Origin of the sequence: Marinomonas foliarum (assembly GCF_003337275.1) — a bacterium.
In the GTDB taxonomy this organism is placed as follows: Bacteria; Pseudomonadota; Gammaproteobacteria; order Pseudomonadales; family Marinomonadaceae; genus Marinomonas; species Marinomonas foliarum.
Genome location: NZ_QPJQ01000014.1, coordinates 25660 through 48041, shown reverse-complemented (window position 1 = coordinate 48041; position 22382 = coordinate 25660). Strand labels below are relative to the sequence as shown.

Here is a 22382-nt window from a genome sequence, read left to right as displayed (position 1 = left end):
TACTAGCTTCCTAGCACACTGTCCACCAAGGCTTTCGCCTCACTTTCAAGCTCAGCAAGATGCGCTTCTGATATAAAGCTTTCTAAGTAAATTTTATAAACGTTTTCTGTGCCCGATGGTCGTGCAGCAAACCAGCCATTTTCTGTTGACACTTTTAGGCCGCCAATTGCAGCGCCATTACCTGGTGCATTGGTTAAGACTGAAGTAATCGCTTCGCCTGCTAATTCCGTTTGCGTGACATCTTTGGTATCCAAAGCGCCCAACAAGGCTTTTTGAGCTGATGTTGCGGCAACATCAATACGCTTGTAATAAGGCTTACCATATTTAGCCACTTGTGCGTCATAGTGACTCTGTGGATCTTTACCTGTCACGGCTAAAATCTCGGCCGCTAGCAGCGCCATGATAAAACCGTCTTTATCTGTCGACCAAACGCTTGCATCTTTGCGAAGGAAAGAGGCGCCTGCGCTCTCTTCTCCACCAAATGCCATTGTGCCTTCGTACAAACCTTCTACGTACCATTTAAAACCAACTGGCACTTCACAAAGTTGTCGGCCTAATCCAGTCACCACGCGGTCTATCATGCCACTAGAAACAAGGGTTTTACCAAATTGAATATCTTGTGGCCACTGAGTTCTATGTTGAGATAGATACTCAATTGCCACTGCTAAATACGCATTTGGGTTCATCAATCCAAAGCCCGCACAAACAATGCCGTGTCGGTCATAATCTGGATCATTGCCTACCGCGATATCAAAATCGTCTTTGAGTTTTAATAATCCCTGCATGGAATAAGGTGATGAACAATCCATACGAATACGGCCATCTTTATCACGCGGCACAAAGCGGAAAGTAGGATCTACTTCTTCATTAACGACGGTAATATCTAAACCGTATTTTTTTGCAATAGGTTCCCAATAATGAATGCCTGAGCCACCCATCGGGTCCACGCCAATACGAATTTTTTTATCCGCGATAGCCTTCATATCAATGACATTTTCAAGGTCATTAACGTAATGATTAATGAAATCAAACGGTTCGATTAAACCACTGGCATCCACTTCATCTGGAGATAAACGTTTTACACCTTCAAGGTTAGCTTCAAGTAACGCATTCGCTCTTTTCGCTACCCAGTCGGTAATGTCTTTGTCTGCTGGACCGCCTTTACTTGAATTGTATTTAATGCCGCCGTCTTCTGGTGGGTTGTGGGAAGGCGTAATCACAATACCATCACTAACATCAGCCTCTGCTTTATTGTGGGTTAACACTGCATGAGAAATAACGGGGGTTGGTGTATAACCACCATTTAACTGAGTGCGAACCCCAACACCATTAGCAGTGAGCACGCTCACTGTTGTTTGAAAAGCCGCTTCAGACAAAGCGTGTGTATCCTTCCCCAAATACAATGGGCCGGACACATTTTGAGATAAACGGTATTCCGCAATAGCCTGAGCAATAGCTAAAATATGATCTTCATTAAAACTGCTTAATAAAGCACTGCCACGATGACCAGAGGTACCAAAGCTAACACGCTCATCTGGATGTGTTGTAACACGAGGCTTTTTTAAGTAATAAGCTGACATCAGCTCTGGTAGGTTTACAAGAATATCATGAGAAGCAAGCTGCCCTGCTTGAGGATGAATTGCCATATTTTAAATGCCCTATTAAGTCATTGAAACCAATATGATTAGTCTCCCTTATAATCAGATCTGTTTCAATGACTTAACTGAGCAACTTATTCAAGCATGATAAAAGAATAAGCAATTAACGTTTACGAAGGATCAAACTGCCTATCGAGTAACCAGCACCAAAGGAACAAATCACACCAATATCGCCTACTGCCAAATCCTCATGGTATTTGGCAAAAGCAATAATAGAACCTGCAGAAGCCGTATTAGCGTATTCATCAAGAACAACAGGCGCTTCTTCAAGCGTGGCGTCACGTCCCAACAAGCGCTTACTAATTAACAAATTCATATTGATATTAGCTTGATGTAACCACCAACGTTTTAACTCCGATACCTGAATGCCTTGGCTCTTCAAGTGATTCTCAATATGCTCAGCAGCCATGGGACAAACTTCTTTGAAAACTTTGCGGCCATTTTGATGGAAAAGCATATCCGCAGAGTAAGGATCCTCATCTGTTACACGAGTCGTATAGCCAAAGTTCGAGCGAATATTGTTTGAATAGGACGTAATGCACTTAGTACTTAGAACATCGAACGAATGAGCAGACTGACATGTCTCGCTGCTTTCAACGACTATGGCCGTTGCGACATCACCAAATATAAAGTGAGAATCTCGATCCATGTAATTTACTTGGGGAGACGTTAATTCTGGGTTGATCACCAAAACGCCTTTAGACGAGCCTGCTTTTATGGCATCAACGGCTCGCTGCAAGCCAAAAGTCGCCGCAGAACAAGCAACCAGCATATCGAAACCAAAGCCTTCGATGCCTAATGCGCCTTGCACTTCAATTGCAATAGCAGGATAAGAGCGCTGAGTATAAGCACAGGAAACTATCACCATATCGATATCACTGGCTTTTTTATTGGCTGCTTTTAATGCTCTTTTAGCCGCTGCGATCGCCATTTCTGCTTGATGAGAAATTTGCTCGTCAGTTCGAACTTCTAGCACAGGACGCATACGGTTAATGTCTAACGCGCCCTCTTTTGAATAGATATAACGACTTTTGATACCAGATGCTTTTTCAATAAAAGCAGCACTTGAAAGAGGTTTTGCTTCTACTTCACCTTTTTCAATAGAAGCTGAGTTTTTGGCATTAAATTGCTCAGCCCAAGCGTTGTAGCTCTCTACTAGCTCTTCATTGCTGATGCTGTGTGCCGGAGTCCATAGACCAACTCCGCTAATGACAACTGAAGAATTCATGGAATTTACCTTTTTATTATTTTTACTATAAGTGATTATTAAGCCTATATGCTTGATTGTGAACCACAATGTTAGAACAGTCCACATAATGTAATAACAAACCGAGTTGATTATGTGTTTTAGTAATATCTATTTCTGATACTTTTAATGGGCACTAGACACTTTTTTTCTTAAACGAATAGTTGTTTTAATAGCAGAAAGTGTTCCAAAATGAGATAGGTTTTTTTGCTTAATCAGGGTTGAAAAAGTGAGCCTTTATGAATAATAACAATGCACTAATTTTGTCCGGCGGAGGGGCTCGCGCAGCCTATCAAGTCGGCGTTTTGTCTGCGATGGGGCGTATTCTTCCTAAGCACTCTCCTTTACCTTTCTCTATTTTATGCGGTACTTCTGCTGGTGCTCTTAATGCAACCATGCTCGCATCGTATGCGGACAATTTTTCCAAAGCAGTCTCTACTCTTGCTTTTGTTTGGCGTCACCTTACTCCCGATCAGATTTATAACGTTGGGCGTTGGCCAGTTGCCAGCTCTTTAACCAAAACATTAATGTCGCTGTTCCATCTTCACAATCACGACAGTTCCATTGCTCTTATGGACAACGCGCCATTAGAGGAGTTGCTGCGTAATCACCTCGACTTCTCTAGGATCAGTCATGCGATAGATAATCAACAGTTAAAAGCACTTGCCATCACAGCAATGAGTTACAGCACTGGGGAGTCGACCACTTTTTTTCAAGGAACACCAGAAATTAATCCTTGGCAAGGCAATCGACGAAAAGGTGTCATAGCTAATCTAGGGGTTGATCACCTCTTGGCTTCAAGTGCGATACCAACAATTTTTCCCGCTCACAAGATAGACGAGCATTATTATGGTGATGGTGCTATTAGACAAAAATCGGCTATTTACCCAGCTTTAAAATTAGGAGCAAATAAGCTCTTTATCATCGGAGTCAGCGGAAACCGAAGTGCCAAAAAATGGTCCGCACCTGATACAGTCATTGATTCTAGCGCACCAAGTATGGCTCAAATTTTGGGGCAATTGTTGAACAGTGCGTTTATTGATAATTTAGAAGACGATATTTATCAATTAGAGATAATGAACAATCTTATCAGGGATCTTCCAGAAGAAAAAAAAGCACTACACCAGAATCTTCCTACTGAAACTTTGATTATTTCACCGTCACAAGAGCTGAATGCCATCGCTCATCAGCATTTATCGACGTTACCCAAAAATATCCGAGTGCTGCTGAAAGCAGCTGGCGGATCCACTTCTGAAAAAATAAGTTCTGCTGCCAGTTATTTGTTATTTACCCCGCAGTACTGCAAGGCGCTTATGGATTTGGGTTATCAAGATGCTATGTGGGAAAAAGAACGCATTATCGCTTTTCTTAGAGACTAACAACCCTATTTAGACTAATAGCGTCTGAATCATCAACCCACTGAGTTAGGCGCTGCATGCAATGGGTTTCTTTTGTGCAGCACAAATCAATGCGACCAGTATTACTTTGATTAGCAGCTAATGCATGCTGGCTTTCAATTGGATAAGACTCTAGTAGGCGACGAATTAATTGCGCTGTTACTCCTTCGCTAGGCTCTATTATTTCACACTCCTTACCTAGTGCTTTCTCAAATAGCTTTTTCACCAAAGGATAATGGGTACAGGCTAGAACTAACGTGTCAATATTTTGAGCTAGCATATTGTCGCTCAATTGCTGAATAGTAAGCTTCACTTTCTCTTCTGTTTCGGGCCATGCGTCAATATCGAAGGCCAAAGTGGAACTAGACATTATAGCGACATGACTGTCTGCTTTCCAAAGTTCAATAAGCTGATTTAAGCGTGGACTTTGCGCAGTAACAGGCGTTGCTAATACAGCCACTCGACGTTTTTTGCTAAGTCGAAAAGCCGGCTTTACTGCAGGCTCTACCCCAATAATAGGTAATGTGGTACTAGCTCGAAGCGTATCAATAGCTGCGACAGTTGCAGTGTTACAAGCAACCACAATAGCGTAAACACTTTCCCTTTCAAAGAAACGACCCACTTTGACTAATCGATCCTGTAACTGAGTAATGCTTTTGCTACCGTATGGAGCAAATGCATCATCCGCCAAATACACCAAATCAAGACCTGGGTATTTTTGGTGTATTGCATTAAGAATGGTTAAACCGCCAGCGCCAGAATCCATTACTCCGATTTTCACTTCACTAACTCCGAAGCAAGAGGTAGTTGAACTGGCTCTCTCTCTAATAGAACACCATACTTTTCAAAGACTGAATGCTTAATCTGAGCTTCTAGGTCCAGCAAGGCTATCGCATTAGTCTCAGAGTAATTCACTAACACCAAAGCCTGTTTTTCATATACACCAACACCTTGATAGTGGACTCCCTTCCAACCAGCTTGATCTATTAACCAGCCCGCTGCCAGCTTAAACCCTCCATTAAACGGAAAAGACACAAGATTAGGAAAGTGTTGTTTCAGTTCAGTGTGTTGGTTTTGGCTAACGATCGGATTTTTAAAAAAGCTTCCCGAGTTTGCTAACACTGCTGGGGAAGGTAACTTTTCATTGCGAACGTTGCATACCGTATTGAAAACAGACCTTAAATTGGGTTTACCGTCAATTCGTTCGGACAAGCCACCATAGCTTAATAAAAGTTCTGACTGTTTCTTCAGTGACAGTTCAACAGAAGTAATGAATAACAAATCTTTCCATTGACCTTTAAAGTGGCTATCGCGATAAGTAAATCCGCAGTCTCTACCGTTTACCCAGTAGACATCACCTGTATTTCTATTAATAACTTGCACACGAGCAAGAACATCCTTTATCTCAACACCATAAGCGCCAATGTTCTGTACAGGAGCCGCACCCGCAGTGCCTGGAATTAAGGCAAGGTTCTCAATTCCATACCATTCTTGCTCGACAGAATATTCCACTACTTGATGCCAGTTTTCTCCAGCCGCTACGGTTACGCTTATGAGATTTCCAGGGAGCTCGCGAGCATTAATGCCAGATAACCGATTAATAATAACAAGGCCCGTTACATCTGCCGAAATAAGTAAATTACTTCCACCACCGATCATAGTAACCATTTTCTGATTCTGCTTTGCCCAAACGAGTAATTCTCTTAAAGCATCTAAAGTCTCGGCTATTGCAAAGTATTCAGCAGAGTAATCAAAGCGGAAGGTGTTGTAACTGGCGAGGGAAACATTTTCTTGAATGGAACGTTCAATGCGCTGTTCAAAAGCATCTTCGGTGTTGAATCGCATTTTCATTGTCGGACTTAATCTTCTCTATTGGAGTGTAAGTGATGTATAAATTTATCAGCAATTTGAATAAGGTGCTCTCTCATCTCAATGAAGCCTTTGTCATCACCATAATATGGATCAGCCACCTCACCAAAAGCAACAGAATCATAAAACTCACCAAACATAACCAATGTTGCTTTGCTGTTTTTAGGTTGGATTTTTTTAAGGTTAGACAGGTTCTCTCTGTCCATCGCTAGAATCCAATCAAAGTCACAAAAGTCATCTTTAGTCACTTGGCGAGCTTTTTGACGGGAGATATCGATACCAATTTGATGAAGAGCAGCAATTGAACGAGAATCCGGCGGATTTCCAATGTGATAAGCTGCCGTTCCTGCAGAATCAAGCTCTAAAAATACATTTTGCTTATCCGCAGCACTTTCTAAAATGCCTTGTGCTGCAGGTGATCGGCAAATATTACCTAAGCAAACAGTTAATACCTTATAGGTTCTCATTTTGAAGAATCAGAATCTAAGCGTTCATCAGCTGTCAGTGTGCGCGCTTCTGTTTCTAATAAAACAGGGATTCCATCTCTAACTGGGTACGCCATACCACCGACTTTGCTTATCAATTCTGTTCCATCTTTGCTCAAAGTTAAAGCTGCTTTGGTAACTGGACACACAAGGATATCTAGTAAAGTTTTATTCATTGGAATAGTCCGTTTTAATTTGATTAAGTTTTTCTAAAAAAGTTTTCTGAAAGCTTATGGGTAACTGTAATGATACGGGTAAATACCAAACATCAGTATTAGTTGGTAGAAGTGTCTGGCATTTCACTGCATCTTTTTCTGTCATTACCACAGCACCATTAGCTGGAATATCTGCTTCTTCAAATGCATGATGGTCTGAAAACCAGTGGTGAGTTGTGTTCTTTCTTTGTAACCCCAGATTTTCTAATGTTGTCAGAAATCGTTCCGGATTGCCTATACCTGCCATAATATGCCACTTTGATTCGGGCGTAAAAGCGGATTGATAATCCATGGACTTAGTTCCATCCAATGATACCAATTTAGTCGGTATAAGCGGCGCCAGTGTAATAGTTTGGTTCAAAATGTCTAACGAATGTGTCGTTTTATTAGATACACTGACAATAAAATCGACGTTATTAAGTCGTTCAATCGGCTCTCTTAATGGGCCTACAGGAAGTAAATAACCATTGCCAACCCCACGAGAAGCATCGATCATTGCAACTTCAATATCTCGATTAAGTTGGTAATGCTGCATGCCGTCATCACTTATAACAATATTAACATCTGTGGTGTTGAGTAAGTATTTAACCGCTTCATCCCTCTTGGGAAACACGACCATAGGACAAGCAGCACGCCTTGCAAGCATAACCGGCTCATCACCTACTTCTTTCGCTAGGCTATTTGGATAAACAGACGTTGGCGTTTCAAGTTTTGCGCCATGACCACGGGACACAATTCCCGGTCGATATCCGTTTTCAATTAATAGCTTGCATAGCGCAACCACCATCGGCGATTTTCCGGTTCCTCCGACACTTATGTTACCTACTACTACAACGGGTACTGGCGCCTTATAAGATAGTTCTGGATGTTCAATGAAGGTGCGCCGTTTATTGGCTACCACCTTATTTACCAAAGGCTGAAGTGGTCGAAATATATGCGTCCAACCATAATGGGTATACCAAGACTGATTAAATAGAGACTCTAAATTCACAAGTTAGGCTCTTTCTGAGCTGTATGAGCTAGCTTAGTGATCCCCAGGCTTGCTGCCGCATCGTAGACCCTCAGAACCATATCATATGATGATTTTGCATCTGCTGTAATAATCAGCGGACGAGTTAAATCCCCTTCGCCAACCTCTTTTAAACCTTGGATTAAAGTGCTGACTTTCTCATTGATCAGTGTTTGACCATTAATGACGTATTGCCCATCAGCCGTGATAACAAGTTCAATATTCTTTGTTCGGTCGGAAGTGGGAGCGTTAGATGTCGCTGTTGGAAGGTCTATTGTTAGCTCTGTACTTTGATTAAACGTTGTACTAACCATGAAAAATATTAGCAATAAGAAAACGACGTCGATCAGAGGCGTTAAATTGATTTGAACGTCATCTATTTTTTGACGACGAAATTTCACTGTGCCACTCCTGTCTTCTCTCTATCACCATGTAACGAATCTATTAATTTTGTAGACTGCTGCTCCATAGTAACAACAAGAACATCAATTTTACGGCTAAAAAAACGGTGGAATATTAAAGCTGGAATAGCAACACCAAGCCCAGCTGCAGTCGACAGTAAGGCTTCTGAAATACCGCCAGCCAACAATGCTGTATTACCTGCCCCGCTTTCCATTAGAACAGAGAACACTTTAATCATACCAACTACGGTACCGAGCAAACCAAGTAATGGGGAAATTGCAGCAATGGTGCCCAATGTATTCATAAAACGTTCTAGTTCATGGATAACATGGCTTGCCGCTTCTTGAATACTTTCCTTCATGGCACTACGTCCATGCTTTGAATTTAATAAACCTGCAGCAAAAATTGAAGCAAGTCCTGCTTGACCTTGCATTGAACGAATGTATTCAATAGTCATTCTGTCGTCACGCAATCGTGTCATTACATCGGATAAAAGGCCTTTGGGAGCAACGCCCGATTGGCGAAGAGTCCAAAAACGCTCAATAATAATAGCCAGAGTAAGAATGGAACAGGCCAGCAACGGCCACATGAAAAAACCACCAGTTTGAATAAAGGCTAACACTTTGCACTCCAATTTAAGTTTGTAAGTAATTTAACACACTCTCTAGCTTTTCTACACGCTTGCAAGTGTCAGATTTTAAGAGAAAAAACGAATAAAGGCACGACGAGTGCCGCAGTGATAGCTGCTTGTCTTGAAAGTGAAATTCTAAAAACTCCCCATCAGAAATAATTAGCCAATTAACGTTTAATGCATCTAGCATAGTAATAGTTTTATCAGCTTCCATTTTTTGTAGAAACACCCAAGATGTGTCTATAGTAAGGAGTCGCCTAGGCGTAAGATCTGATAGCTTTGCTGGAGATAGCAAATACCTGCCAGATGGATTGAAATCAACATTCGGGTCAAACAACAGGCGCCCAATATCGCTCCCAGCCCATGCGTTAACCATTAAAATTTGCTCCTTATCTTTCAAGACTAACTTGTTGTTTTTATTGAGTATCGTATAGTCAGGTTTGCTGCTATAAAACAACGTGGAGGAAAATAACAAGCACCAAACGCATAATATACTCAGAACCCCACGTTTTAGAGGGCTTTGATAAACCCAAAAAACGATCAATAAAAGCATTAAAGCTTTAGGGGCGCTGGTAGCAAAGGTTTCGAATGTGAGTAATGGCAGGCTAAAGACTACCCAATTAATAAACTCATCCACACAAAAAAGCAGCAGCTCCAAGAATTTATAGCTGTAGGTTGAACCAATCAACAAGACCTCAAAGCACGAAAGCAACCCCAATGGAAACCAAATAAAGCCAGCAAATGGAATCATAAGCATGTTGACTAAAACAGATACGCTGGATATTTCTTCTTGCCAACCAAGAATAAGTACCATAGATGCGGTACTCAGCATGATTTGCCCCATAATTAAGCGAGATAGTTTGGTTGTTTGGCAGTAGCCGATAAGTAAATATACCAAACTAAAAGAAAGCCATAATCCAGGACTTAATACCGTTCTAGGATTAGCTAATAATACGACCCACAGGGCAAACGTTATTATACTGTAAGCAGAAAACTGCATAGCTAACATGCGAGCGCACAAATACGAACTGAGCATAATAGCTGCCCTTACAACAGGTTCTCCCCAGTTTGTAAAATAAGCATAAGCAAACAGTAGCGGGACAATAATCATGGCATCACAGTGCCAACGAGTTAAACCTGATAGCAGCAAATGCCCCGGGAGAAGTTGCCACACAGCACGGCTAATTAAGCTTCCGATGACGAACATAAAGCCCGTATGAAGACCAGAAACCACAAAAAGATGCGCCAAACCTAGTGTACGAATGACCCAAGTATCTTTTTGGCTCCATAGATCATTTTGACCTAATAATAATGCTTTAGAAAAGCGCCAATAGTTATAGGTTGATAATCTCGCGTCTAATGCGTCCAGAAGTTGATCTCTTGGCGATGGGCTAGATAACGCTAACAATCTAACATCATCCATTGACAGCTCGACCGTGATTTGGGCTATGTGTCTATTGATATATAGTTTCTTTTGCCACCAACTTCCCTCTTTATCCGATAACAGCACATTTGTCACAATGCCTTTAAAGCGTTGTGGTGATGGAGGTCTTTTAGGTTGCTCTAGCTGATTATCAATTAACAATACAAAATCACTATGTGTTCTCCGTTCATTATTCTGATTGAAGTACATGATTTCAACTGCTTGATTTCTATATTGATACCTAGGTTTACCCGATAATTCAGCTGTTATTAGTCTAGTGGGTTCCAATGTTCTTTTTTGAAAATCAATATAAACCGTATCATTGGATTTGAGCGAGATTATTGGTGAGGTTTTGCTCTCATGAAATGCAAGAAATATTAAGGACACAAGTGTCAAAAAGAGGGGCAGTAAGCGCTTTGTCCATATTAAGTAGAGACACACCATGATGATATGAGTAGAATACACCCATAAATAATCGCTCGGCACCAATATGGCGCCCATCAATATGGACAAACTACTTAGTAACATAAGACCTCCTTGTCTTAAATTGCTAATTTTTTAATACCTGATTATGCCGAAGAATTGTCTAAAAAAATTCATACCAAATCCTGAAAAGCTCAAACAAAGTAAAGCGCTGAATTTACTAGGTTCTCAAATTTATGAGGCCAACTTGTGGCATTTAAACAGGAAATCTGTTGCTAGAGCATTCTTCAACGGCCTATTTTGGGCATTTATCCCAATGCCATTTCAAATGCTAGCCTCGGCGTTGCTAGCCATTCCACTACGTGCAAATATACCTCTATCAATAGCGCTGGTTTGGATTACAAACCCCCTAACCATGCCTTTTGTGTTCTACTTCAACTATAAAGTTGGTTCGCTTATTTTAGACACGCATCACGAGAAAAATTTCCATCTTTCCGTTGAGTGGATATGGGATAAAATGGAACACATATGGGTTCCACTCTATGTCGGGTCGATTACTTCAGGGCTTGTTGCTGGCGCAATCAGTTATGCAGTTATTTCCATACTATGGCGTTTACATGTAATCAAGCGTTGGAAAGAGCGTAAACTCCGTAATAGCATAGACAAAAAGTAAGTCGAGAACAGGAACCAAAGCTCCTATCTCGATTTAGCTATATTATTACTTCAGTGGCTGCAAAGTTCCTTTTGATAATCGATAAGCTGAATCCATCCAACCAAGCATTTTTTCATCATGTGTAACAACGAGAAATGCCATACCATAGCTAGCCTTTAGCTCATTGATAAGTCTTTGGATTTCCATCGAAGTTGTTTCATCAAGGTTGCCTGTTGGCTCATCCATCAGAACACAAGCAGGACGATTTGCTAACGCTCGCGCAATAGCAACACGCTGCCTTTCGCCGCCAGATAGTTGCGATGGTTTATGATGCAACCTATCTTTTAAACCAACCTGCCCTAGTAACTCTTTAGCACGTTGGTTAGCTTCTTTTGTATTAAGCCCAGCAATCCACATTGGCATTAATACATTCTCTAATGCAGAAAATTCTGCGAGCAAATGATGGAACTGGTAAACAAAGCCCATTTCTTTATTTCTCATCTTCGCGCGCTTAGAATCTTTCATGCTGGACCATGAAATATTCGCCAGCTTGACATCACCCGTGGTAGCCAAATCTAAACCTGCCAACAAATTAAGTAAGGTGGTTTTGCCTGACCCTGATGCTCCCACGATAGCACAGGCCTCACCTTTGTTTAACGCAAGGTCAATAGATTGAAAAACATCGATTACTTGCTTGCCGTCTTGATATTGCTTCGACAATTGACGGCATTCCAAAACAATATTATTACTCATAGCGTAATGCCTCCGCTGGTTCTACTTTAGATGCTCGCCAAGCAGGATAAATTGTCGCAGTAACAGTCATGATAAAAGCAGAAATAACAATTAACTCAACATCCGACCACTGAAGTTCAGATGGAAGATAATTAATAAAGTAGACATCTGAACTTAAGAATTGCACATTTAGCAATGTCTGCAACGCGGCAATTAGTTCGCTGACGTTTAATGCCAATGCAACACCTAACACCACACCGATTAAAGTGCCTAGCATTCCAATAAACATTCCTTGAACAATAAACACCCACATAACTTGACCAGATGTTAATCCCATTGTGCGAAGGATGGCGATGTCATTACGCTTATCTGTTACCACCATTACCAAGGTAGAAACAATATTAAATGCAGCGACTGCCACAATAAGTAGCAATAACAAGCCTATCATGGTTTTTTCCATCTTTATGGCTTGAAAAAGACTACCATGGGTACGAGTCCAATCACTCACTCTATTCTGCCCAGGCACTGCTCTAGCGATATCCCAAATACGCGATGGCGCGACAAATAAGTCATCAAATGAAATTCTTAGCGCTTCAACTTCATCTGCTTTATATCGCTTAAGTTTAGCGGCATCTTTGATATTTATATAAGCTAAGCTGCTGTCAAGTTCAGCTCCAACCTCAAAAGTACCCACTAGGGTAAAGCGCTTTAATACAGGTGCTACACCGGCAATAGACACATTTGCTTTTGGCAATATTGCAGTCACCTTATCGCCAAGATCAACTCTCAACATTTTGGCTAATTGAGCACCAAGTACGATACCAAAACTTGTTTCGTCTAATGCACTAAGTGACCCGGAAGCCATGTTGTCCCCAATGATGGACACTTTCTTTTCCATTTCTGGATTAATGCCATTAAGGATAGCTCCATGCACGCTTGAACCAGACTGAAACATAACCTGGGCCTGAGTATGAGGTGCAACACCAATAACATTGGGCATTGTTTCAACAAGCTTGGCGGTTTCACGCCAATCATTTAAAACTGGGCCACCCCATAAAGTAGCGTGTGGAACCATACCTAAAATACGTTGACGTAATTCACGATCAAATCCATTCATCACAGACAAAACGGTGATAAGAACCATCACTCCTAGAGCGAGACCTGCGATAGAGGAAAAACTGATGAACGAAATAAAATGATTAGAGCGCTTAGCACGGGCATATCGAAGCCCGATGGCAACAGGGAGGAAATTAATCAATGTGTATCCTTGCATAGCAAAATGGAGGGAACACCCCCTCCATTATGGATTTATTCGCCAATCTCTTTAGGCGTCGAAATCGATACCTATACGACGACCAACATCTTCGTAAGCTTCAATTACGCCACCCAATCCTTGACGGAAACGATCTTTATCAAGTTTTTCTTTGGTTTTCGCATCCCACAAACGGCAACCATCTGGAGAGAACTCATCGCCTAATAAAACTTCACCTTTATATAGACCAAATTCTAATTTGTAATCAACTAGAATCATGCCTCCTTCAGCAAAAATCGCTTTTAGTACATCATTCACCTTGTATGTAAGCTCTTTTGCTTTTGCCAAGTCTGCAGCGTTTGCCCAACCAAATGATTCAACGTGAGATTCGTTGATCATTGGGTCACCCAGAGCATCATTTTTCAAAAATAATTCGAAAGTTGGCGGTGATAATGCAACCCCCTCTTCTACGCCTAAACGACGGCAAAGACTACCTGCAGCAACATTTCGAACGACACACTCAACCGGCATCATATCAAGACATTTTACGAGCGACTCTGTATCACTTAAAAGCTTCTCAAAGTGAGTTGGGATACCAGCTTCTTGTAATTTGCTCATGATGAAAGCATTAAACTTATTGTTCACCATGCCTTTACGATCAAGCTGCTCTATTCGCTTTCCGTCAAATGCAGAGGTGTCATCACGAAATACTAGAACCATCTTGTCAGGATCATCTGTGCGAAATACAGATTTTGCCTTACCTGCATACAGCTCTTGTCGTTTTTCCATTGGAGAGTCTCCGGTCTTCTTTTATGAGGGGTTAATCTTAATTAATTTACAAAGCGTTGGACTAAGTGGAACGAAGTCACTTCTGGAAATTCCATAGAAGAAACATCAATCACTAAAAAGTCGCCTGCTTTTTGGCGTGAAATCTTGTAGGCGTATTCTCGGTTTTCCCAGCTAACGTCATCAAGATTTCGACGGTATACGTTAAATAGCTTTTGCTCACTCCCAGGGATATTAAAGTCAACAACATCACCAATTCGTGCTACGTCTTCAGAAGGAACAGGCGCAAGCATGTTATCTTCACCTGGTATCAAGTACATACCAGCTGCGTTTAGTTTTGCTTCAATCTCTGCTGGTGAAGAGTTAACTCCCAAATGTATAGCGAAAATACCTTGATGGTCGACCCAAACAGGGAATGCTGTTGCCGATTCACGGTTAGAAAGATAAGCGGATGTTTGGTTTAATTGACGCCCGATGGTCCCCCAAAGGCGTACAGCAACAGAATAGGCGTCTGCATTTTGCACAGGACTCATCCAATTGCTTGGCTCAGCACCTTCTTGCTCATCACGGAAACGAACTGACACCAAGGTTTTATCATCAGCTTCACTAAAATCAAAAGAAAATGCTGGGTTCGCCGGATGTACGCGTGTGATATTACTCCACAAAGATGACCACCAACCTTGTGGGTGAAAATCAAATGGAACACTAACAATTTGACTCTCAGTTTGTGATGCTATTGGTAAGCCTGCGCCATGAAGCGCCGTTAAAAAATCAGACACAATGCGTTTAGATTGACTTATATTAGCAGGCACTGAAAATTCAATAGCCTCTGTTCTTTCAACAACACCTACAGCAACCATGGGATAATAAATAAACGGTGCTCTTGGCGTCTCATAAGGTGTAACGCCATCCAAATCTGCAATATTGTTTTCATTTGGAATAACCAAAATATCTTTTGCTGGCTGAGATCCATCTGGCATTACTATGGATGTGCTTGTCGTTTTTTCTTTTTGATAATCATCTGAATGGTCAGTGAAAAATGTGCTACAACCAGACAACAAAAGTGTCATTGAGCCTGCACCGATTATCTGTAAAGCTAATTTGCTCATACTAATAAAACTCCAGCTTCTATCATTGCCTGTCGAACAGCAGAGTGGTGCTGTTCAGAAAGCGGGGTTAGAGGTAAACGAATACCATCCTCACATAAACCCAATTGACTACATGCCCATTTAACAGGAATTGGGTTGGATTCTAAAAATAGGTTTTTATGTAGAGATGAAATGGTTGTATCAATTGAATGTGCTAGATCCGCGTTATCCGCTAAAGATGCCTCTGCGGCCTGCGCAACGGCCTTAGGAGCAACATTCGCTGTCACCGAAATATTCCCTTTACCACCAAGCAGCATAAGTGAAACGGCAGTTGGGTCGTCACCTGAATATACAGCAAAATCATTCGGTAGAGCATTAATTAAGGCTTCTCCTCGCTCTAGATTACCAGTCGCGTCTTTAATTCCAACGATATTTTTAATTGCAGATAGACGTACAACCGTTTCATTTTGCATGTCACAAGCCGTTCGACCGGGTACGTTATATAGAATTTGTGGGATATCAACGGCTTCAGCAATGGCTTTAAAATGTTGAAATAAACCTTCTTGGGTTGGTTTATTATAATAAGGTGTCACCAGCAAACAAGCATCGGCGCCTGCTTCTTTTGCACTACGAGTAAGGTCGATAGCTTCATGTGTTGCATTAGCACCAGTTCCTGCAATAACAGGCACTCGACCTTTAACGGTATTAACCACCTGACGAATCACATTAGCATGTTCTTCAGTTGTCAGTGTCGAAGACTCTCCCGTTGTACCCACGGCTACAATGCCATGAGTTCCCTCGTTTATGTGAAACTCTATTAGATCATCTAATTTTTGGGTATCTACAGCGCCATCTGGTGACATAGGTGTGATAAGCGCAACTAAACTACCTGTGATCATTTCGAGTCTCCGTTAAAATTATAAGCGCGCCTATAGTAACGCCCAGACAATGGTTTAACAATAATTCGGGGACGTAAAGCAGACGTAAATTAGCAAGAAACTTATGACAAAGGGATTTTTCACTAAGCTCTTGTTAAGCTACCATTTATTGAGCTATTACATATAGAGTAAATAATGAACAAATTACCATCTACAAACTCCATTTAATTAAACAGAGAGCAGCCATATGACCATTGAAATTGGACAAATTGCACCAGACTTTAGAGCTAGAGATCAAAACGGCGACACCATTACACTTAGTCAGTTTAAAGGTAAGAAAGTTGTCTTATATTTCTATCCAAGAGACAACACTCCTGGCTGTACGGCTCAAGCATGTGATTTGCGAGATAACTATCAGGCATTAATAGATCAAGGTTTTGTTGTTTTGGGGATTAGTACTGATACAGAAAAAAAGCATCAAAATTTTATTGAGAAATATGACCTGCCATTTCCATTAATTGCAGATACAGAAAAAGAAGTACATGAGCTGTACGGTACTTGGCAGCTAAAAAAGTTTATGGGGCGAGAGTCAATGGGGACTGTAAGAACAACTTTTATTATTGATGAAAATGGCGTTATTTCAGAGATTATCAGCAAAGTAAAAACCAAAGTTCACGCTGAGCAAATCCTAAAATAAACAGTACAACTAGAATGGCGCAATAATGATCGCGCCATTCTTTATATTAAAGTTAAATACCACCTCGAATCTCATTTCTAACTTCTGCACGGTAAAAATCCGCTAACAAGCTATGTAACTCTTTACTTAAAGGAGGCAAATTCGATGCTGCAGCGTTGCGCATCACTTGAGAGGAGCGACTCGCTCCAGCGATAATACTAGAAACTTGCGGTTGATCTAAAATCCAGCGCAGAGACACATCCAGTATATTTTGATCTTCAGGTAGTTTTTCTTTAAGCGCTTCCACTAACACAACCCCCTTTTCAAAAGGAATACCATTAAAGGTTTCACCTACGTGAAATGCCGCACCGTCTTTGTTATATGAACGATGATCATGCGCATTAAATGTGTGGTTAAGCCCCATTTTACCGGTCAGCAATCCACTAGCTAATGGTAAACGCACAATGATACCGACATCATTTTTTTCAGCTAACGGCAACAATGAATCAACTGCGTCTTGACGGAATACATTAAACAAAATCTGTAAGCTGGCAAGTTCAGCATGCTCACAGCAAAACATCGCCTCATCTAGCATCTCTACACTGGCGCCAAAGTGCTTGATAACACCTTCCTGTTTTAAGTCCTCCATCCATGCCAATATATCACCTGAGAACAAGACATCACGAGGCACACAATGCAATTGAGCCAAATCGATTGCTTCGACTCCCAAACGCTTAGCAGAAGCCTGCAAGCTTTGTTTTACTTTGACCTTACTGTAACCATTTGGATAAAGTTCACCATTGCGACCGACTTTAGTGGCGATTATTGGCGGTTTACTCAATGTTTTTCGCCATTGGCCTATTCTTTCCTCACTTAAGCCGCCACCGTAAACATCTGCTGTGTCAAAAAAGTGAATACCTTCACCCGTTGCTGTTTGCAGTATCTTTGTCGCTTCTTCATCTTCCACTGGTCCAAAATCATTACCAAGCTGCCAGCAGCCCAAACCAATTTCTGATACTTCGAATCCAGATTTACCTAGCGCCCTCGTTTTCATAAATACTCCTACAGTTCAATTTATAGTGAATAGCTCTACTATACGGGCCTTTTTACTGTTTATAATTATCGATATATTGAACTCATTGTTTAACAAGGCTTAACAGTTTGAATACACATTTTCCAGAAGGCATACGTGAGTTTTTAACGGTTGTAGAGGCACAGAGCTTTTCAAAAGCAGCGGAGCAGCTTAACCTTTCCCGAGCACGCATTTCACAAATCATCAGCCGTTTAGAAAAAGAAATGGGCGTTCAGCTTCTTTATCGCTCCACTCGCTCCCTTTCTTTGTCTCCAGCAGGTGAAACCTTTTATCAATTGTCGCGTCAAGGTGTTAACCAACTAGAGCATGCCGTATTGTCTGCTCAAAACGCTCATTCAAGTATTGGTGGCCAAATCAGAATTAATTCCGTGGGTGGGATGTTTGGAGAAAAAATACTGGCGCCAATGTTGATTCAGTTTATGCATGAAAACCCTAAGATAGAAATTGAGCTTAGCTTCTCTAGTACTCGAGAAGATTTGATCGAATCACAGTATGATCTTGTTGTAAGAATGGGAGCCTTGATCAATTCAAACCTAATTGGCCGAAAGCTTACCCAGTATACAAATCACCTTGTGGCAAGCCCAACCTACTTTAAAACCCGACCCGAACCAAAAAGCCCTAAAGACTTGCTTGAACATGGATTAATTAATGGATCAGTAAAGCGCTGGCTATTCACCCACGCTACTAGTAAAGAAAAATACGACCTACCAGTTCAAGGAAAGCTGAAATGCTCAAACGGTCACGTTGTTAAGCAGGCAACCCTAGAAGGAGCAGGGATATCTAGACAACCAGCGTATTACGTAAAAGAAGATATTGAGTCTGGCCACTTGATAGAGCTGCTACCTGACTGGCATATAGCTCATTCTGATGTCACTTTACTTTACCCTCGGTCAAGAAATATCAGCCTCAGAGTAAAAGCGTTGGTGCACTATTTAATAGAAGGCTTTAAGATGAGCGCCAGTAAAAATTCATAGATAAACACGTGTCTGTAAGGATTTATATGCTGTCGGCATTGGCTAGTTCGCTCACCCCTATTCTGTTGCTTATTTGTTTAGGATTTTTCCTTGGCAAAAAAACCGACTATTTAGAAAGTCCGTCATTGGGTGCTTTGGTATCCAATTTAGGCTTGCCTGCTTTACTGCTTTACTCTGTTTTATCGATGCAAATGCAAGTTTTTAGCATGCTCAAAATAATTAGCGCTACAGCCTCTGTATTGGTTGTAGCTGGGGTGATTTCTTTTATTTTTTTAAAAATACTAAAGCTACCAACACAATTTTATCTCGCCCCTTTAGTTAACCCAAATACAGGCAATCTAGGCATTCCAATTGCTTATGCATTATTTGGTACAGAAGGAATGGCTATTGCGGTAGTAATATCATCGGTTGTTCAAATTAGCCATTTTACCTTGGGTGTTGGATTTATGTCCGGCTCTTATAGTGTGAAACAATTACTAAAAAATGGCCCTGTCATAGCCTTAGTAGTTGGTGCTTTTTTATTAAGCTTCAACATTAGTTTACCTACGCCATTAATGAATACGCTGAACATGCTCAGCCACATCACTTTGCCTATTATGCTAATGCTGTTGGGTAAGTCTCTGAGCAACCTCTCAATTCAAGAGGGTAATAAGGTATACCGAGCAACTGTTTTATCAGTATTTCGGCCTTTTATTGGAGGCTTAAGCGCAATTCTGATTGTTAGTTTATTTCCTCTAACACATTTAGAAAGCTCGGTGTTAATTGTACTAAGCATAATGCCAGTTGCCGTAATCAGTTATATGTTAGCTATTAAGTTTAAAGGACCAACTGATGAAATCGCGCTTATGATACTAATTTCTCTACCCTTATCACTTTGCTTTGCTGGTGCCTTCTGGTGGTTTTATTTATCGTAAATCAAGTTCTCAGCCACTCAAGAAAGTCTGAAACAGCAGCACTTGGGGCGTGTTGTTTTGATAAAACAATATAATAGCCATTGTCAGATTCCACGGTAAAGTGTGGCAATGAAACCAATACACCATTTTGGATATAATCATCTAACAAGGGAGACCAACCCAGACCAACCCCTTGTCCAGAAATGGCAGCTTGTACCAGCAAGGTATAATTATCAAATTCCATCACTGACTCTGAAGGCTGCCAGAGGGAATCATTGAGTTGAAATAATTGTTCCCAATCCACCCACTGTTGTCCCATATCTGCATTTAGCTTTAAAAGTGGTGCTGACACTAGATCCGCCAGACTATTAAATCCAGAAAATTCACTAAACAGTTTTGGACTACACACTGGATAGACAACTTCTGGCAATAACTTTTCACTGTAATAGCCTTGATATTGCCCTCCTCCAAATAGAATGGCCACATCCGCCTCCAGTGAGACTAAATCCACTTCTGATTGCGATGTTTGAATTCGAATATCAATATCTTTATGTAATCTGCGAAATTCTGGCAGTCTCGGCATTAACCAAAAAGCCGCAAAAGCAAAATCCGTAGCAACTGTAATTCGCTGTGTCTTGGGCTTTTGTTTAATTTTTTGCAATACATCTCGTAAATCTCTGAGGCTAGACTGTGTCGTTTTTAGCAAAACATAACCAGCATCGGTTAACACAACACCACGATATATTCGATCAAACAAGGTAACCCCAAGAGACTCTTCTAGCCCCCGTATTTGTTGACTTACTGCTGGCTGAGTGGTGCCAAGCTCACGTGCCGCCGCAGTAAAACTTAACAGTCTTGCTGAGGCTTCAAAAACGACAAGTGACTGCAGAGGCGGAAGGTCAGAATCATCTAGCATAATCTTAACTTATCCCATGTATAAAATTTCAGTCAGTTTACAACAAGTTTTCGATAGCGCAATCTTTATAAAACAAGGCAATTTATCTGTATTTGCCTCTCATTCACTTTTTATGCATTAGAGATAATCATGTCAGAAAAACAACCAAATATCCTATTTATTATGGCAGATCAACTTACAACCTCTGCTCTTCCCATTTATGGCAACACCATAGTGAAAACACCAAACCTGAACACGCTTGCTGAGCAAGGTGTTGTATTTGACTCTGCTTATTGCAACAGCCCACTTTGTGCTCCATCACGATATGTATTAATGACAGGACAACTACCTAGTAAAATAGGCGCTTATGATAATGCAGCAGATTTTCCAGCTGACATCCCAACATTTGCTCACTATCTACGTGCTCAAAATTACAAAACAGCACTTTCTGGAAAAATGCACTTCTGCGGCCCAGATCAACTTCATGGCTTTGAGGAAAGGCTCACAACGGATATTTATCCAGCAGATTACGGCTGGTTCCCAAATTGGGATGATTTAACTACACGCCCCACCTGGTATCACAATATGTCTTCTGTTACCCAGGCCGGACCCTGTGTACGAAGCAATCAATTGGATTTTGATGATGAAGTGGTTTTCCATGCTCAACGCTATTTGTACGATTACGTAAGAAGAGAGCAAGACAGACCATTCTGCTTAACCGTTTCTATGACCCACCCTCACGACCCCTATGCGATTCCACAAGAATATTGGGATAGATACAGTGATGATGAAATAGATCTGCCCAGAATCAACATCCCTAAAGGTCAACAAGACCCTCATTCTGCACGCTTACAAGAAGTGTATGCTTATCATGACCAGGAACTTACTGAGCAGCAAGTACGTAATGCACGTCGTGCTTATTATGGCGCTATAAGCTATGTAGACGATAAAGTTGGTATGCTTTTAAAAGCGCTGAAAGAAACCGGCTTAGACGAAAATACGATTATTATTTTCTCTGGAGACCATGGTGACATGCTTGGTGAGCGAAACCTCTGGTACAAGATGTCTTTCTTTGAAGGCTCTGCGCGTGTTCCAATGATAGTACACGCCCCTAAACGATTCACACCAAAACGAGTTAAAGAATCGGTGTCTACTATGGATTTATTGCCAACCTTTCTTGAAATGGCAACAAACTTATCAGATCATAAATACGCCATGCCCATTCAAGGTAGAAGCTTAATGCCTCATATACAAGGACAAGCTAGTGGCCATAACGAGGTCATTGGTGAATATTTTGGTGAAGGTGCCATAGCGCCTTTATTCATGATACGTCGCGCCCAATACAAATATGTTCATTGCCACATAGACCCTGACCAATTGTTTGATCTAGACAAAGATCCTGATGAACTTACCAATCTAGCTACCAATCCAGAATACCAAGAAATCCTTCACAGTTTCAGACAAGAAGCTCTTGAGCGATGGGACTCAGATGCATTAACACAAGATGTTTTGACCAGTCAGCGTCGCCGTCGTTTGGTAGTAAAAGCAATGAATGTAGGCAAAAAACTACCGTGGGATCATCAACCTATATTTGATAGCAGCGAAATGTACATGAGAAATCATATTGATTTAGACGATTTGGAGAGTCGATCACGCTTCCCTAAAGCAGAGTAAACATACTAATAATGATCATCACAACAGGAGC

At 41.1% G+C, this 22382-nt stretch carries 23 protein-coding genes; 6 read left to right on the top strand and 17 right to left on the bottom strand.

Going from position 1 to position 22382, the window contains the following annotated elements; genetic code table 11:
* Nucleotides 1-2: 2 nt before the first annotated feature.
* Together pgm and DFP77_RS09210 are read right to left on the bottom strand one after the other, a co-directional pair.
* On the bottom strand, nucleotides 3-1646 hold the full coding sequence (gene pgm, locus DFP77_RS09215; protein WP_114412000.1) for a phosphoglucomutase (alpha-D-glucose-1,6-bisphosphate-dependent): 1644 nt from the start codon (nucleotides 1644-1646) through the stop codon (nucleotides 3-5).
* 115 nt (nucleotides 1647-1761) lie between these two features.
* Nucleotides 1762-2886, bottom strand: coding sequence for a beta-ketoacyl-ACP synthase III (locus DFP77_RS09210; RefSeq protein ID WP_114411999.1), 1125 nt, complete (start codon nucleotides 2884-2886; stop codon nucleotides 1762-1764).
* A 257-nt stretch (nucleotides 2887-3143) separates the two neighbouring features.
* Between DFP77_RS09210 and DFP77_RS09205 the strand changes: the two genes are divergently transcribed.
* A complete protein-coding gene (locus DFP77_RS09205) occupies nucleotides 3144-4283 on the top strand; it encodes a patatin-like phospholipase family protein (protein ID WP_114411998.1) in 1140 nt (379 codons plus the stop codon).
* Here the strand turns inward: DFP77_RS09205 and murI are convergent.
* From murI to DFP77_RS09165, 8 genes are read right to left on the bottom strand one after another with little or no spacing between them, the layout of a single operon-like run.
* A complete protein-coding gene (gene murI, locus DFP77_RS09200) occupies nucleotides 4273-5082 on the bottom strand; it encodes a glutamate racemase (protein WP_114411997.1) in 810 nt (269 codons plus the stop codon). The two genes, DFP77_RS09205 and murI, sit on opposite strands and share 11 nt — an antisense overlap.
* Nucleotides 5079-6152, bottom strand: coding sequence for a UDP-N-acetylmuramate dehydrogenase (gene murB, locus DFP77_RS09195; protein ID WP_114411996.1), 1074 nt, complete (start codon nucleotides 6150-6152; stop codon nucleotides 5079-5081). The genes murI and murB overlap by 4 nt, the downstream gene beginning before the upstream one ends.
* 8 nt (nucleotides 6153-6160) lie before the next feature.
* Nucleotides 6161-6637 carry a low molecular weight protein-tyrosine-phosphatase gene (locus tag DFP77_RS09190; RefSeq protein ID WP_114411995.1) on the bottom strand — a complete coding sequence of 159 codons (477 nt, stop codon included), beginning with the start codon at nucleotides 6635-6637 and terminating at the stop codon, nucleotides 6161-6163.
* Nucleotides 6634-6831: a Trm112 family protein gene (locus tag DFP77_RS09185; RefSeq protein ID WP_114411994.1), complete on the bottom strand. Its 198-nt coding sequence runs from the start codon at nucleotides 6829-6831 to the stop codon at nucleotides 6634-6636. Before DFP77_RS09185 ends, DFP77_RS09190 begins: the two co-directional genes overlap by 4 nt.
* Nucleotides 6824-7861 (bottom strand): tetraacyldisaccharide 4'-kinase, encoded by a 1038-nt coding sequence (lpxK, locus tag DFP77_RS09180; RefSeq protein ID WP_114411993.1) that lies wholly within the window; start codon nucleotides 7859-7861, stop codon nucleotides 6824-6826. Before lpxK ends, DFP77_RS09185 begins: the two co-directional genes overlap by 8 nt.
* On the bottom strand, nucleotides 7858-8280 hold the full coding sequence (locus DFP77_RS09175; RefSeq protein WP_114411992.1) for an ExbD/TolR family protein: 423 nt from the start codon (nucleotides 8278-8280) through the stop codon (nucleotides 7858-7860). The genes lpxK and DFP77_RS09175 overlap by 4 nt, the downstream gene beginning before the upstream one ends.
* Nucleotides 8277-8903, bottom strand: a complete 627-nt coding sequence (locus tag DFP77_RS09170; RefSeq protein WP_114411991.1) for a MotA/TolQ/ExbB proton channel family protein — start codon at nucleotides 8901-8903, stop codon at nucleotides 8277-8279. The genes DFP77_RS09175 and DFP77_RS09170 overlap by 4 nt, the downstream gene beginning before the upstream one ends.
* 13 nt (nucleotides 8904-8916) lie before the next feature.
* Nucleotides 8917-10863: a ComEC/Rec2 family competence protein gene (locus DFP77_RS09165; protein WP_114411990.1), complete on the bottom strand. Its 1947-nt coding sequence runs from the start codon at nucleotides 10861-10863 to the stop codon at nucleotides 8917-8919.
* Nucleotides 10864-10906: 43 nt separating this feature from the next.
* On the opposite strand from DFP77_RS09165, the gene DFP77_RS09160 reads away from it, so the two are divergent.
* On the top strand, nucleotides 10907-11431 hold the full coding sequence (locus DFP77_RS09160) for a DUF2062 domain-containing protein (protein WP_114411989.1): 525 nt from the start codon (nucleotides 10907-10909) through the stop codon (nucleotides 11429-11431).
* 45 nt (nucleotides 11432-11476) lie between these two features.
* Here DFP77_RS09160 and DFP77_RS09155 read toward each other — a convergent pair whose 3' ends face one another.
* From DFP77_RS09155 to dapA, 5 genes are all read right to left on the bottom strand, one after another.
* The gene (locus tag DFP77_RS09155; RefSeq protein WP_114411988.1) at nucleotides 11477-12163 is read right to left on the bottom strand and encodes an ABC transporter ATP-binding protein; all 687 of its coding nucleotides are present in this window, start codon (nucleotides 12161-12163) and stop codon (nucleotides 11477-11479) included.
* A complete protein-coding gene (locus DFP77_RS09150; RefSeq protein ID WP_114412039.1) occupies nucleotides 12156-13400 on the bottom strand; it encodes a lipoprotein-releasing ABC transporter permease subunit in 1245 nt (414 codons plus the stop codon). Before DFP77_RS09150 ends, DFP77_RS09155 begins: the two co-directional genes overlap by 8 nt.
* Before the next feature lie 66 nt (nucleotides 13401-13466).
* Nucleotides 13467-14183 (bottom strand): phosphoribosylaminoimidazolesuccinocarboxamide synthase, encoded by a 717-nt coding sequence (purC, locus tag DFP77_RS09145; protein ID WP_114411987.1) that lies wholly within the window; start codon nucleotides 14181-14183, stop codon nucleotides 13467-13469.
* Nucleotides 14184-14224: 41 nt separating this feature from the next.
* Nucleotides 14225-15289, bottom strand: a complete 1065-nt coding sequence (locus DFP77_RS09140) for a hypothetical protein (RefSeq protein ID WP_114411986.1) — start codon at nucleotides 15287-15289, stop codon at nucleotides 14225-14227.
* Nucleotides 15286-16167: a 4-hydroxy-tetrahydrodipicolinate synthase gene (gene dapA, locus DFP77_RS09135; protein ID WP_114411985.1), complete on the bottom strand. Its 882-nt coding sequence runs from the start codon at nucleotides 16165-16167 to the stop codon at nucleotides 15286-15288. The genes DFP77_RS09140 and dapA overlap by 4 nt, the downstream gene beginning before the upstream one ends.
* A gap of 226 nt (nucleotides 16168-16393) precedes the next feature.
* On the opposite strand from dapA, the gene bcp reads away from it, so the two are divergent.
* A complete protein-coding gene (gene bcp / locus DFP77_RS09130; RefSeq protein WP_114411984.1) occupies nucleotides 16394-16843 on the top strand; it encodes a thioredoxin-dependent thiol peroxidase in 450 nt (149 codons plus the stop codon).
* 52 nt (nucleotides 16844-16895) lie between these two features.
* On the opposite strand, the gene DFP77_RS09125 is transcribed toward bcp, so the two are convergent.
* Nucleotides 16896-17876, bottom strand: coding sequence for an aldo/keto reductase (locus tag DFP77_RS09125; protein ID WP_114411983.1), 981 nt, complete (start codon nucleotides 17874-17876; stop codon nucleotides 16896-16898).
* A gap of 107 nt (nucleotides 17877-17983) precedes the next feature.
* Between DFP77_RS09125 and DFP77_RS09120 the strand changes: the two genes are divergently transcribed.
* Nucleotides 17984-18889, top strand: a complete 906-nt coding sequence (locus DFP77_RS09120) for a LysR family transcriptional regulator (RefSeq protein ID WP_114411982.1) — start codon at nucleotides 17984-17986, stop codon at nucleotides 18887-18889.
* 26 nt (nucleotides 18890-18915) lie between these two features.
* The gene (locus DFP77_RS09115; protein ID WP_114411981.1) at nucleotides 18916-19803 is read left to right on the top strand and encodes an AEC family transporter; all 888 of its coding nucleotides are present in this window, start codon (nucleotides 18916-18918) and stop codon (nucleotides 19801-19803) included.
* A gap of 1 nt (nucleotide 19804) precedes the next feature.
* Here the strand turns inward: DFP77_RS09115 and DFP77_RS09110 are convergent, their stop codons facing one another.
* A complete protein-coding gene (locus DFP77_RS09110; protein WP_114411980.1) occupies nucleotides 19805-20698 on the bottom strand; it encodes a choline sulfate utilization transcriptional regulator in 894 nt (297 codons plus the stop codon).
* A 129-nt stretch (nucleotides 20699-20827) separates the two neighbouring features.
* Between DFP77_RS09110 and betC the strand changes: the two genes are divergently transcribed.
* Entirely contained in the window at nucleotides 20828-22351 is a 1524-nt protein-coding gene (betC, locus tag DFP77_RS09105) for a choline-sulfatase (RefSeq protein ID WP_114411979.1), read from the top strand.
* The last annotated feature ends 31 nt before the right edge of the window (nucleotides 22352-22382 follow it).

Bases quoted from the DNA above. Each gene is read 5' to 3' on its own strand.
- DFP77_RS09115 (WP_114411981.1), top strand. From the start codon at position 18,916: ATGCTGTCGGCATTGGCTAGTTCGCTCACCCCTATTCTGTTGCTTATT.
- DFP77_RS09140 (WP_114411986.1), bottom strand. From the start codon at position 15,289: ATGAGCAAATTAGCTTTACAGATAATCGGTGCAGGCTCAATGACACTT.
- purC (WP_114411987.1), bottom strand. From the start codon at position 14,183: ATGGAAAAACGACAAGAGCTGTATGCAGGTAAGGCAAAATCTGTATTT.
- DFP77_RS09210 (WP_114411999.1), bottom strand. From the start codon at position 2,886: ATGAATTCTTCAGTTGTCATTAGCGGAGTTGGTCTATGGACTCCGGCA.
- DFP77_RS09190 (WP_114411995.1), bottom strand. From the start codon at position 6,637: ATGAGAACCTATAAGGTATTAACTGTTTGCTTAGGTAATATTTGCCGA.
- DFP77_RS09205 (WP_114411998.1), top strand. From the start codon at position 3,144: ATGAATAATAACAATGCACTAATTTTGTCCGGCGGAGGGGCTCGCGCA.
- DFP77_RS09125 (WP_114411983.1), bottom strand. From the start codon at position 17,876: ATGAAAACGAGGGCGCTAGGTAAATCTGGATTCGAAGTATCAGAAATT.
- DFP77_RS09160 (WP_114411989.1), top strand. From the start codon at position 10,907: ATGCCGAAGAATTGTCTAAAAAAATTCATACCAAATCCTGAAAAGCTC.
- DFP77_RS09155 (WP_114411988.1), bottom strand. From the start codon at position 12,163: ATGAGTAATAATATTGTTTTGGAATGCCGTCAATTGTCGAAGCAATAT.
- pgm (WP_114412000.1), bottom strand. From the start codon at position 1,646: ATGGCAATTCATCCTCAAGCAGGGCAGCTTGCTTCTCATGATATTCTT.
- dapA (WP_114411985.1), bottom strand. From the start codon at position 16,167: ATGATCACAGGTAGTTTAGTTGCGCTTATCACACCTATGTCACCAGAT.
- murB (WP_114411996.1), bottom strand. From the start codon at position 6,152: ATGAAAATGCGATTCAACACCGAAGATGCTTTTGAACAGCGCATTGAA.
- DFP77_RS09165 (WP_114411990.1), bottom strand. From the start codon at position 10,863: ATGTTACTAAGTAGTTTGTCCATATTGATGGGCGCCATATTGGTGCCG.
- betC (WP_114411979.1), top strand. From the start codon at position 20,828: ATGTCAGAAAAACAACCAAATATCCTATTTATTATGGCAGATCAACTT.
- DFP77_RS09110 (WP_114411980.1), bottom strand. From the start codon at position 20,698: ATGCTAGATGATTCTGACCTTCCGCCTCTGCAGTCACTTGTCGTTTTT.
- bcp (WP_114411984.1), top strand. From the start codon at position 16,394: ATGACCATTGAAATTGGACAAATTGCACCAGACTTTAGAGCTAGAGAT.
- DFP77_RS09185 (WP_114411994.1), bottom strand. From the start codon at position 6,831: ATGAATAAAACTTTACTAGATATCCTTGTGTGTCCAGTTACCAAAGCA.